The organism is Dietzia sp. UCD-THP, from assembly GCF_000349585.1.
GTDB lineage: Bacteria > Actinomycetota > Actinomycetes > Mycobacteriales > Mycobacteriaceae > Dietzia > Dietzia natronolimnaea_A.
Map to the genome: position 1 here is coordinate 54,147 of NZ_KB714655.1, position 11,546 is coordinate 65,692.

Consider the following 11,546-nt stretch of genomic DNA (forward strand, 5'->3'; position numbering starts at 1 on the left):
CTTCGCCGGGGCCTTCTTCGCGGTCGCCTTCTTGGCCTGGGCCGTCTTGGCCTCGACCTTCGCGGCCCCGCTCTGGACCTCGTCCGAGGCGGCGAACGCGGCGTCCTCGACCTTGTCGGCGGCCTTGTCGGCGGCGGTGCCGGTCTCCTCGGCGGCCCGGCGGGCGGCCTTGGACACGCGGCCCGCGGCCTTCACCCCGATGGAGCGGGTCTGTCGGGCGACCGTACCGAGCGCGTCCTCGCCCAGCTCGACCTGCTCCTCAACGGCACCTGCGGCGCGGGCGACCTGCTCGTTGACGCGGGCCAGGCCGGCCTCGAGCTGGGGGTTCTCCTCGCGCAGGCGAGCCACGACGTCCTCGCCACGGGCCGCGAGCCCACCGTAGATGCCCGCCGCGACCTCGACGTACGCGTCGGCGACCTTACGCAGCTCGTCCGGGCGGAAGCGGTTCACCAGCTCCTCGACCTCGGACGGCAGCGCCTGCACCCGGTCCGGGACCTCGTTCACGCGGTTCTGCACGTCGGCAACCCGCTCGGTCACCCGGTTCTGCACGCCGCTGACCCGCTCGTTCACCTTGGTCTGAGCCTCGGCGACGGCGTCCTCCGCGCGACGACGCAGGTCGGAGACGAGGCCGGACACCGCCTGGACCGCGAGATCATTGACGCCGACGTAGGCGTAGACCGGAGTGCGCACCGCGGACAGCGCCTGCCCCAGCGGTCCGCTGGGTGCGTCGCCCTTGGGGTTGGACTGCGACTCCGCCTGAGCGGCGGCGGCCTGTGCGGCGGTCTTCTTGGAAACGGGCTTCTTCTGGCTCATGTCGGCTCCTCGTTCGTTGTCTGCATGGTTCGTTGTCTGCAGGTCTTGCGGGTTCGGATGTCACGTGGCCCTGCCGGGCCGCCGTCGGACGGGCTCAGTGCACGCCGACGACCTGGTCGGCGGCGATCGCGTTGTTCGATCGGAACGACTCGTAGATCTCCACGAGCACCTCCCTTTGACGCTCGGTGAGGTCGGGCGCGGTGAGGATGGCATCCCTCACCGGGCTCCCCTCCCTCAGTTCGAGGATTCCGGCGCGGGCGTAGAGCACCTCGGCGGACAACCTCAGACCTCGTGCGATCTGACCCAACACTTCCGCGGACGGCTTGCGCAGCCCCCGCTCGATCTGACTCAGATACGGATTGGAGACGCCGGCCCGCTCCGCGAGCTGCCGGATGGACACCTCGGCGGCTTCCCGCTGTGCGCGGATGAACGACCCGATGTCCTGCGACTCGGACGCACGCTTGTCGTCGTCACCCTGTGGGGCGACATCGTCGTGGCGGGGGACCTCGCCGGTCGGCTTGGTCCTCCGCGCGAGGGTCGCGGCGGTCGGTTCGGCCGCCTGCGCGGAGGCGGACTCAGGCTGTCGACCACTCTCCCGGCCACGCTTCTCGGCCATGGAGTCCACCTCCTCTCGCCGTGCATCTCACGTTGTCTGAATACAACGCTAGCAACGAGTGCTAGCAGCAGCAAGCGGCCTGAGGCGTGTAATGAATCACACCCGGAGGAGCACAACGGCCGCGGGACGAGCAGGTCGGCGCACGCGCGGCTCAGAAGAGAAGATCAGAAGATGAGCAGGGTGAACTGGTGGATGACCAGACCCACCAGCGCCCCCACGAGCGTGCCGTTGATGCGGATGAACTGCAGGTCCTTGCCCGCGAGAAGCTCGATCTTCTCGGACGCCTCGTCCGCGTCCCAGCGCTCCACCGTCTCGGAGATGATCGACGTCACCTCGCCGGAGTAGTTCACGGCCACGTACGCGGCGGTCCGGGTCATGTAGTCGTCGAGGCGGGCGCGGACCTTCTCGTCGTCGACCAGCATGTCCGCGAGTCGACGCAGGAGGTCGTCGATCTTCACCCGGAGGGTCGACGAGGAGTCCTCGGTGGCCTCGACGATCATCCGCTTGGCGGCCGTCCAGGCGGTCGCCGCGGCACGGCGGACCTCCTCGCGGTTCATCACCTCCGCTTTGAAGGTCTCGAGCTTGTCCATCGTGGCCGGATCCTGCTGGAGGTCGCGCGCGAAATCCTCGGCGAACCCGATCAGGGCGAGGCGGACCGCGTGCTGCTTGTCCACCTTGATCTGCCAGGTCCACTCGCGCAGTTCGCGGTAGGCGCGATCGGAGAGGAGCTCGTTGACGAACTGTGGGGCCCAGGTGGGCGCCTTCTCGCGGACCCAGCGGTCGATGGTCTCCGGGTGCGCCTCGACCCATTCGTGGGTCCGGTCGGCCATGAGATCGAGCAGCGGCAGGTGACGGCCCTCGGAGAGAAGCTCCTGGAGGATCCGACCCGCCGGCGGGCCCCACTGCGGTTCGGCGATGCGCGCGACTATGGTCCGCTCGATGATCGCCGTGGCGTCCTCGTCACGCAGGACCGCCAGGACGGAGCGGATCGCCTTGGCCGCCTGGTCGGAGGCGATCGCACGATGGTCCTCGTCCTGGAGCCATTCGCCCGCCCGTGCGGGGATCCGGGCACTGCGGACCTTCTCGCTCACCATCTCGGGATCGAGGAAGTTCTCGCCCACGAACGTCCCCAGGGAGGCCCCCAGCTGGTCCTTCTTCTTGGGGATGAGAGCCGTGTGGGGGATGGGGATCCGGAGCGGGTGCCGGAACAGCGCGGTCACGGCGAACCAGTCCGCGAGCCCGCCGATCATCCCCGCCTCGGAGGCCGCACGCACGTACCCGGCCCACGCCCCGGCCCCGTTGGACAGCGAATACTCGGCGAAGAGGAAGATGATCCCGGCCAGGACCAGGAACCCCGTCGCGACCAGCTTCATGCGGCGGAGAGCAGACCTGCGCTCCGCATCAGTGGCCGGGTCGCCCGCCACCAGGGCGGGCCCACCCGCCGCGGTGACCGGGTCGAGCGTCAGTGCGCGTCCTTGCGTCCGTACTTGCGGAAACCGACCATGCAGACCGCGAGGCCGATGACGAAGACGACGACCGTGGCGACGACCGCCGCCACGACCAGACCGAGGGACACGTCCATGTCGTCGATGTAGAAGGCGAGCGCCGTGATGGGCAGCCCCAGCATGCTCATCGACAGCAACATGATGGCCGAACCGGCGTAGATCTCGGTGGAGTACAGCGGGTAGGTCGGCGCCACCTCCGTGGCGTACGTCGGGTAGTACTCCTCGACGATGGCAGCACCAGTGTGCTCGAGGGTCTGACCGGCCATGATGTCGTCCTCTTTCGTCTACTACCGATCCCTGGCCCCGCGGCCCGGGAGTTGCTTGTCCTGATTCTATTGGAACCTCAGGTCCCGGGGGCAACCGCCCGGCGGATTCGTCGCGCAGCGGTGACCAGGTTGCGCAGACTCGGTTCCAGCTGCCAGGTGTAGCGGGTCTTGAGCCCACCGTCCGGGACCGCCCACAGTCGGTCCACCCCCACCGCCGCCACCGCCTCGAGCAACCTCTCGTGGAGCAGGTCGATGTCGGGGACGAACCCCGATCTCGACTCGTAGACACCCGGGGCGACCTGCCGCGTCAGGGTGTGGTCCGTGAGCGCGTCCAGGACCCAGTCGATCGACCGGGTCGCGACGATCGCCGTCACATCGGCGTCGAGCCCCTCGATCGCCTCCTTCATCACCTGCAGGGACGAGTAGCTCAGGTGGGTGTGGATCTGGGTGTCCGGACCGGCGCCCGCGGAGGCCAGGCGGAACGTGGCCACCGCCCACTCGAGATAGGCGCGCCTGTCCGCCCCACGCCGCGGCAGCAGCTCACGGATCGCCGGTTCGTCGATCTGCACGATCGCCACCCCCGCGTCCTCCAGGTCCGCCACCTCGTCCCGGACCACCAGGGCCAACTGGGTGGCCACCTCCGGCAGCGCGAGATCGGTCCGGCAGAAGGACCGGGCGAGCATCGTCACCGGTCCCGTCACCATCCCCTTGACCGGTCGGTCGGTGAGGGTCTGCGCATACCCGGTCCACTCGACCGTCATCGGCGCGGGACGCGCCACGTCGCCGTACAGGATCGGTGGGCGCACGCAGCGGGACCCGTAGGACTGGACCCATCCGTGCCGGGTCGCCGCGAACCCGTCGAGCAGTTCCGCGAAGTACTGCACCATGTCATTGCGCTCGACCTCACCGTGCACCAGGACGTCGAGACCGATGTCCTCCTGCAGTCGGATCACCGAGGCGATCTCGTCGCGCAGATAGCCGCGATAGCGCTCGTAGTCGATCCGGCCGTCGGCCAGGTCCCGGCGGGCCCTGCGGATCTGCACGGTCTGCGGGAACGACCCGAGGGTCGCGGTGGGCAGGATCGGGAGCCCCAGACGCGCCGCCTGCAGCGGAGCCCGCTCCGGGTAGGGCATGCGGACCTTGTCGTCGTCGTCGACCTGCGCCGTCCTGGCCCGCACGTCCGGCCTGCGCGCACTGGGCCGCTCCGGCAGCGGCCGCCACCGCGGCGTCGGTCCGTCGACCACCGCGTCCGCCAGCGACACCACCTCCGCGACCTTCTGCCGCGCGAAGGCCAGGCAGTCCCCCAGTTCGGCGGGCAGGTCCACCTCCGCCCCGACGTCGTAGGGCACGTGGAGCAGCGTGCAGGACGTCGAGACCACCAGGTCGGCGAAGGTGACCTTGAGCCGCCTCAGGTACTCGAGCACCTCGAACTTGTCCGTCCGCCAGACGTTCTGGCCGTCGACCACACCGGCGTAGAGTCGCTTGCCCGCGAGTCCCGGGATCGCCGCGAGGTCGTCGGGGGCCCGGTACCCGTGGACCAGGTCGAGACCGATCGCCTCGACCCCGGTCGACGCGAGCGCGGGCAGCGCCTCGGCCAGGTCCCCGTACTGGCCCGTGACCAGGATCCGCGGTCGCGTGGGGGACGCGGACAACCGGTCATAGGCGTGACGCAGCCGCTCGATCTCGCCGGCGGTGCGTTCCATGGTCATACAGGGTTCGTCGAACTGGACGCAGGTCACGCCCGCCTCCGCCAGGACCTCCAGCAGCCTCTCGTACTGCCCGAGTACCCGGTCGAGCAGCTCGATCGGCCGGAATCCGCGAGCGGCGGTGGGTGCGGCCTTGCTCAGCATCAGCAGCGACACCGGCCCGGTGACCACCGGCCGGATGTCGATCCCCAGCTCGTGCGCGCGTTCGACCTCGGCCAGCAGCGCCTCCGGCGCCAGACCCAGCACGCTCGTGTCCTCGAACTCGGGCTGACGGTAGTGGTACGGCGTGCCCTGGAGAGCCACCAGTTCGAGTGGAGCCACGTCCGCGCGACCGCGCGCGAGTGCGAACTGGGTGTCCAGCGGTGACAGGTCGCGCACCAGCTCCCGGAACCGGTGCGGGACGGCGCCGATGAGCAGGGCGTCGTCGAGGATGTGGTCGTAGAAGGAGAAGGTGTTGCCCGGGATCTGCGTCAGCCCCGCGTCGCAGAGCTCCCGCCAGGTCGACTCCTGGATCCGGCGTCCCACGGACAGGAGCTCGGACCGGGTGCCGTCCCCGTGCCAGTACCGCTCGAGCGCGCGCTTGAGTTCTCGCCGTGGGCCGATGCGCGGGTAGCCGAGCACGCTGGACGCGCGCGTGAGCGCGAGGTGCGAGCGTTCGAGCTCCCGGGCCACGGCGGTCAGCGGGTGGCCCGGACAGTCGCTCGGGGGATGTCGTAGCGGTAGAAGCCGTGGCCGCTCTTCTCGCCCAGCCGTCCCGCCTCGACCATCCGCAGCAGCAGTGGCGGCGGCGCGTACAGCGGTTCACGGAACTCGGTGTACATCGACTCGGCGATCGCCTTGATCGTGTCCAGGCCCACGAGGTCGGCCAGGGAGAGCGGGCCCATCGGGTGGGCGCACCCCAGCACCATGGCCTTGTCGATGTCCTCCGGGGTGGCGAAGCCGGACTCGGCCATCCTGATCGCCGAGAGCAGGTAGGGCACGAGCAGCGCGTTGACGACGGCACCCGACCGGTCCGCGGAGTGCACCACCTGCTTGCCCAGGACCTGTTCGGCGAACGCCTCGGCACGCTCGCGCACGGACCTCCCCGTCTCCAACGTGCTCACCAGCTCGACCAGGGGCAGCACGGGGACCGGGTTGAAGAAGTGCATGCCGATCACGCGCTCGGGCCTGGCGGTGCAGGAGCCGAGTTTCATGATCGGGATGGAGGAGGTGTTGGAGGCCAGGACCGCCTCCGGATCGGTGACCACCCGGTCGAGCTCACGGAACACGGCCGTCTTGGCCGCCTCGTCCTCGACGATCGCCTCGATCACCAGCTGCCGGTCGACGAAGTCGCCGAGGTCGGTGGTGAACCGCAGCCGCAGGGCGGCCTGGTCACGCTCGCGCCGGGTGATCTTCCCGGAGGAGACCCCCCGGTCGAGCGACGAGAGGATGCGGGACCGGCCGGCCTCGGCGAGGTCCCGGGTGGATTCCCACACCAGCACGTCGACGTGGGCGCGCGCGCAGACCTCGGCGATCCCCGCCCCCATCCGGCCGGCGCCCACCACCCCCACGCGGGTGATCGACCCCGGCCCCGGGGCTACCTCGCGGGTGGTGGGCATCTGCGACACGTCCTTCTCGAACCGGGTGGTCGGTCCGGGCACGGGCCCGGGGTGTGCACGGACACGACCGGGGGCCGGGACGCCTCGAGGAGACGATCCCGGCCCCCGGTGTGGTGGTGCCTTGGTGCTGGTCGCCCTACCGGAGGGCGACCCGGGGGGTCAGTGGAACTGACCCTCCTCGGTGGAGCCCTTCAGCGCCGCGGTGGACGTGTTGGGGTCGACCGTGGTGGCGATGCGGTCGAAGTAACCGGCGCCGACCTCGCGCTGGTGCTTGACGGCGGTGAAGCCACGCTCCTCGGCGGCCTTGAACTCGCGCTGCTGCAGGTCGACGAACGCGGTCATCTGGTTGCGGGCGTAGCCGTAGGCCAGGTCGAACATGCCGTAGTTGAGCGAGTGGAAGCCGGCCAGGGTGATGAACTGGAACTTGAAGCCCATCGCGCCGAGCTCCTTCTGGAACTTGGCGATCGTGTCGTCGTCCAGGTTCGCCTTCCAGTTGAAGGAGGGCGAGCAGTTGTAGGCCAGGAGCTGGTCCGGGTACTCCGCCTTGACGGCCTCGGCGAACTTCTTGGCGTACTCGAGGTCCGGGGTGCCGGTCTCCATCCAGATGAGGTCGGAGAACGGGGCGTAGGCCTTGGCGCGCTCGATGCAGGGCTCGATGCCGTTCTTGACGTTGTAGAAGCCCTCGGCGGTGCGCTCACCGGTGATGAACGGGCGGTCGCGCTCGTCGACATCGGAGGTGATGAGGGTGGCGGCCTCGGCGTCGGTACGCGCGATGATCACCGACGGGACGTTCGCGACGTCGGCCGCGAGACGGGCCGAGGTCAGCGTACGGATGTGCTGGTTGGTCGGGATGAGCACCTTGCCACCGAGGTGGCCGCACTTCTTCTCCGAGGCGAGCTGGTCCTCCCAGTGCACGCCCGCGGCGCCGGCCGCGATCATGGCCTTCTGCAGCTCGTAGGCGTTGAGGGCGCCACCGAAGCCGGCCTCGGCGTCGGCGACGATCGGGGCGAGCCAGTTCTCCACCGAGGTGTCACCCTCGATGCGGGCGATCTCGTCGGCGCGGAGCAGCGCGTTGTTGATCCGACGCACGACGGTCGGGACCGAGTTGGCCGGGTACAGCGACTGGTCCGGGTAGGTGTGGCCCGAGAGGTTGGCGTCGCCGGCGACCTGCCAGCCGGAGAGGTACACGGCCTCGAGGCCCGCACGGATCTGCTGCACGGCCTGGTTGCCGGTCAGCGCGCCGAGGGAGTTGACGAAGTCCTTGTTGTTGACCTTGTCCCAGAGGATCTCCGCGCCGCGGCGGGCGAGGGTGTGCTCCTCGACGACGGTGCCCTGGAGCTCCGCCACCTGCTCGGCGGTGTAGTTGCGGGTGATGCCCTTCCAGCGGGGGTTGGTGTCCCAGTCCTGCTGGATCTCTGCAGCGGTACGTGCCTTGCCAACGTTCGACATCGCGACTCTTTCCTGTCTCGGGGGCGGAGCCGGCTTCGCATGATTGCGAGCGCGGCGTCCTGTACTTCGAAAGGATGCCATACTCATCGCAGCCCGTCTACCTGCGAGTTATGCGAATCTGGCGAGTTTCCTTGCGTCGATTGCGAACTTTGCGAAGAATGTGGGGCACACCACCGACCCGCGGGAGCCGTTGATGACCACCACCCACATGGGCGCACGCCTGCGACGCCTGCGGGAGGAGCACGGCCTGACCCAGGCGGCGTTCGCCGAGACACTGGGGCTGTCCGCCAGCTACCTCAACCAGCTCGAGAAGGACGCGCGCCCGGTCACCTCCCGGGTGCTGGCCCGACTGTCCGAGGAGTACGGGGTCGACTCGACTTTCTTCGCGTCGGACGCCGACACCCGACTGATCGCCGAACTGACCGAGGCCCTGTCCGACCCCCAGGTGTCCGCCGGCGTCCCCGCGGGGGAGGTGGTCGACCTGGTCCGTGCCCACCCGTCGCTGGCGCGGGCCTTCGCCGTGCTCAACCAGAGGTACCGGAACTCGGCCGACCTCCTCGCCGCCCTCACCGAGAGCCGCAACGCCCTGTCCGACGAGACGGACACCTTCGCGCTGGCCATGCCCCACGAGGAGGTGCGCGACTACTTCTACCAGCGCCAGAACTACATCGATTCTCTGGACACCGCGGCCGAGGAGCTCACCACCCGGATCCGGATGAACCGCGGCGACGTCCGCGCCGAGCTCGAGAACCGGCTCGCCGAGACCCATGGGGTCCGGGTGGCACGCCGCGTGGACCTGCCCGACGGCCTGTGGCACCGCTATTCCGCCCGCGACCGTCGGCTCGACCTGTCCGCGCACCTGACCGGGGGGCAACAGGCCTTCCGCGTGGCATCGGAACTCGCGTTCCTCGAGCACCACGAACTGCTCGACCAGCTCGTTGCCGACGGCGCCTTCAGCTCCCCCGCCGCCGCCTCCCTGGCCCAGCGCGGGCTGGCCAACTATTTCGCCGCCGCCGTACTGATGCCCTACCAGCGCTTCCTCGACACCGCCGAGGACTTCCGCTACGACGTCGAACGCCTGATGACCTTCTACGCGACGGGCTACGAGACCGTGTGCCACCGCCTGTCGACGCTCCAGCGCCCGGGCGCCGCCGGGGTGCCCTTCAGCTTCGTGCGGGTGGACCGCGCGGGGAACATGTCCAAGCGGCAGTCGGCCTCCGGCGTCCACTTCACGACCTCGGGCGGCACGTGTCCGTTGTGGAACGTCTACGAGACCTTCTCGTTCCCCGGCAAGATCATGCGGCAGGTCGCGGAGTTGCCCGACGGCCGCCTGCACCTGTGGGTCTCTCGGACCGTGACCACCCGGCCCATGCGGTTCGGCCAACCCCGCAAGACGTTCGCGATCGGCCTGGGCTGCGAGGCCCGGCACGCCCACCGCACCGTCTACGCGCAGGGCCTGGACCTCGCCGACGCCGACGCCGCCACCAAGATCGGATCCGGGTGCCGCATGTGCGAGAGGCCCGCCTGCCCCCAGCGGGCCTTCCCCCCGCTCAACCGCACACTCAGGGTCGATGCCCACCGATCATCGCTCTCGCCGTATCTGCTCGACGATCCCCACTCCCGGGAGTCCTCCCCTGCCCTACCCTGACGGCCATGAGCCAGCCACACCACACCGACAGTGCCCCCGGGGACCAGGTCCGGCCCCGCATCCGCCCCGGCGGATTCCGCGAACTCGGACCGGTGGGCTGGGCCGTCAACCGCGTGGGAGCCCGCGTCACCGGCAGCCGCGACGTCCACCTGTTCGCCACCCTCGGCCGGGCACGCCGTCTCTTCCCCGCGTGGCTGGCCTACTCCGGGATGATGATGCCGTTCGGGATCCTCGACCGCCGTACCACCGAGCTGGTCATCCTGCGCGTGGCCCACCTGCGCGGCAGCGCCTACGAGCGGGCCCACCACGAGCGGATCGGGGCGCGGGTGGGGCTCGACGACGACGAGATCGCCCGCACCCTGCACGATCCCGGCTCAGCCGGCTGGCCGGACCGGCTGGAGGCGGTGTTGGCCGCTGTCGACGAACTGGTGCGGACCAAGGACATCGCCGACCACACGTGGGCGGAGGTGGCCGCCCACCTGACCGAGGCGGAGCTGGTGGGCCTGGTGCAACTGGTGGCGCAGTACGACGGGTTGGCCACGACCCTCCATGCCCTGCGGATCCAACCCGACCGCCCCCGCTGACCCCTCTCCCCGCCCACCCCTCCCCGGCTTGCGCGCCCCCTTTGCCCGCCCACCCCCTGGCTTACGCGCCCCCTTTGCCCTGCGCGTCCCCTTTGCCCGCCCACCCCTTGGTTGCGCGGCCTCTCTGGTCCATTCACGCCGCACACCGAGTTTTCCGCTGACCTGTCGAGCCGCTTCTGAGCAGGTGATCGGCCGGCACCCGCTGCAGAGGCCCGGTTGTCCACAAGAGGTGTCGGCTCCCCACAGGCAAGCGGAGATCGTCGAACTGGCGGCGGTTCCACTCGTTCCTGGGGTGCATGATCCTCGGCATGACACGCCATCGCCCGGGACCGCATCATCCCGTCCTGTCGTCCGCCCGACTCAGCCGCGAGCTGGCCGCCCTCCCCCGTCGCCGACGAGAACGCGAGTTCCTCAAGATCGCGGACGAACTCTGGCTGCCCGTTGCTCTCCCGCTCACCTTCGAGACCAGGTCGGTGGCGTACTCGCGGTTGTACCCGGACGGGGTCCTCACCGGCTGGTCAGCGGCGGTACTCCACGGGATCGACGCCCCGGACGACGCGGTCCCGGAATTGTGCGTCGGCCCCAGCGGCAGAACACGCTCGGGTCTGCGCCTTCGTCGGTACCGGGTGCCGCCCTCGGCCGTGGAGCGGAAGCGGGGCGTCGCCGTCACCAGCCGTCGGTGGACGGCCTTCGACCTGGCCCGGTTCACCGACCACCTCGGTGGGGTCCTCGCGGTGGAACAGTTCTACCGACACGGATTCTCGGACCGTGAACTACGCGACGTCGTCGGTGAGCAGGTCGGCACCTGGGGGGTCGCACGGGCACGACGGGTACTCGCGGATGCCGACCGTCGCAGTGAGTCGCCTATGGAGACTGAGGCGAGGTTGTTCCTCCGTGACGCGGGCTTCACGGGGTTCATACCGCAGGTCGAGGTGTGGGACGACTACCGCCTCGATCTCGCCGACCCCGTTCACAAGATCGCAGTCGAGTACGACGGCCCGCACCACGAGCACCCGGCGCAGCAGTCGAAGGACCGGTTCCGTAGGAACCGCCTCCTCGCCGCCGGTTGGATCGTGATCGGCCTAGACCACAGGATATTCCGTTCCCAGCGAGACGACGTGCTTCAGCAGGTTCGGGCAGCGTACGCCCAGCGTTCCTCTCGCGTCCTTGTCGCCTGACACCTCGACGTCGCGCGCCCGCGCCAGAGCTTTCGACGCAGCTGGCCCGCTTTCCCTGCGGCACGCACAGGTGCGCGGCCTCTTTGGTCCATTTCGCCAGCGCACCCGCCCGTCCTCCGGGCATTCCGAGCGCGCAGGACGAAGACGGCGCACAAGTCGGCGGGGTGGGGGCGGGAGCCGGCC

At 69.7% G+C, this 11,546-nt stretch carries 10 protein-coding genes; 3 read left to right on the plus strand and 7 right to left on the minus strand.

The window, feature by feature from the left end; translation table 11 throughout:
* The 7 genes from H483_RS33875 to aceA form a co-directional block, all read right to left on the minus strand.
* A partial coding sequence (locus tag H483_RS33875) for a hypothetical protein (protein ID WP_017837803.1) occupies nt 1-813 on the minus strand: 813 nt, incomplete at its 3' end.
* Between the two features lie 94 nt (nt 814-907).
* Nucleotides 908-1,429 carry a helix-turn-helix domain-containing protein gene (locus H483_RS33880; protein WP_017837804.1) on the minus strand — a complete coding sequence of 174 codons (522 nt, stop codon included), beginning with the start codon at nt 1,427-1,429 and terminating at the stop codon, nt 908-910.
* Between the two features lie 164 nt (nt 1,430-1,593).
* On the minus strand, nt 1,594-2,802 hold the full coding sequence (locus H483_RS33885) for a DUF445 domain-containing protein (RefSeq protein ID WP_017837805.1): 1,209 nt from the start codon (nt 2,800-2,802) through the stop codon (nt 1,594-1,596).
* An 89-nt stretch (nt 2,803-2,891) separates the two neighbouring features.
* A complete protein-coding gene (locus tag H483_RS33890) occupies nt 2,892-3,200 on the minus strand; it encodes a hypothetical protein (protein WP_017837806.1) in 309 nt (102 codons plus the stop codon).
* A 77-nt stretch (nt 3,201-3,277) separates the two neighbouring features.
* Nucleotides 3,278-5,578: a 5-methyltetrahydropteroyltriglutamate--homocysteine S-methyltransferase gene (gene metE / locus H483_RS33895; protein ID WP_017837807.1), complete on the minus strand. Its 2,301-nt coding sequence runs from the start codon at nt 5,576-5,578 to the stop codon at nt 3,278-3,280.
* Nucleotides 5,579-5,583: 5 nt separating this feature from the next.
* The gene (locus tag H483_RS33900) at nt 5,584-6,504 is read right to left on the minus strand and encodes a 3-hydroxybutyryl-CoA dehydrogenase (protein ID WP_042330036.1); all 921 of its coding nucleotides are present in this window, start codon (nt 6,502-6,504) and stop codon (nt 5,584-5,586) included.
* Between the two features lie 159 nt (nt 6,505-6,663).
* Nucleotides 6,664-7,953: an isocitrate lyase gene (gene aceA, locus H483_RS33905; protein ID WP_017837809.1), complete on the minus strand. Its 1,290-nt coding sequence runs from the start codon at nt 7,951-7,953 to the stop codon at nt 6,664-6,666.
* 193 nt (nt 7,954-8,146) lie between these two features.
* On the opposite strand from aceA, the gene ramB reads away from it, so the two are divergent.
* From ramB to H483_RS33920, 3 genes are all read left to right on the plus strand, one after another.
* On the plus strand, nt 8,147-9,601 hold the full coding sequence (ramB, locus tag H483_RS33910; RefSeq protein ID WP_042330038.1) for an acetate metabolism transcriptional regulator RamB: 1,455 nt from the start codon (nt 8,147-8,149) through the stop codon (nt 9,599-9,601).
* A 5-nt stretch (nt 9,602-9,606) separates the two neighbouring features.
* Nucleotides 9,607-10,185: a carboxymuconolactone decarboxylase family protein gene (locus tag H483_RS33915; protein ID WP_017837811.1), complete on the plus strand. Its 579-nt coding sequence runs from the start codon at nt 9,607-9,609 to the stop codon at nt 10,183-10,185.
* Between the two features lie 308 nt (nt 10,186-10,493).
* Entirely contained in the window at nt 10,494-11,363 is an 870-nt protein-coding gene (locus H483_RS33920) for a DUF559 domain-containing protein (RefSeq protein WP_152428021.1), read from the plus strand.
* The last annotated feature ends 183 nt before the right edge of the window (nt 11,364-11,546 follow it).

Excerpts from the sequence above, each read along its gene's own strand:
- ramB (WP_042330038.1), top strand. The coding sequence starts at position 8,147 with ATGACCACCACCCACATGGGCGCACGCCTGCGACGCCTGCGGGAGGAG.
- H483_RS33900 (WP_042330036.1), bottom strand. The coding sequence starts at position 6,504 with ATGCCCACCACCCGCGAGGTAGCCCCGGGGCCGGGGTCGATCACCCGC.
- H483_RS33920 (WP_152428021.1), top strand. The coding sequence starts at position 10,494 with ATGACACGCCATCGCCCGGGACCGCATCATCCCGTCCTGTCGTCCGCC.
- H483_RS33880 (WP_017837804.1), bottom strand. The coding sequence starts at position 1,429 with ATGGCCGAGAAGCGTGGCCGGGAGAGTGGTCGACAGCCTGAGTCCGCC.
- aceA (WP_017837809.1), bottom strand. The coding sequence starts at position 7,953 with ATGTCGAACGTTGGCAAGGCACGTACCGCTGCAGAGATCCAGCAGGAC.
- H483_RS33915 (WP_017837811.1), top strand. The coding sequence starts at position 9,607 with ATGAGCCAGCCACACCACACCGACAGTGCCCCCGGGGACCAGGTCCGG.
- H483_RS33890 (WP_017837806.1), bottom strand. The coding sequence starts at position 3,200 with ATGGCCGGTCAGACCCTCGAGCACACTGGTGCTGCCATCGTCGAGGAG.
- H483_RS33885 (WP_017837805.1), bottom strand. The coding sequence starts at position 2,802 with ATGAAGCTGGTCGCGACGGGGTTCCTGGTCCTGGCCGGGATCATCTTC.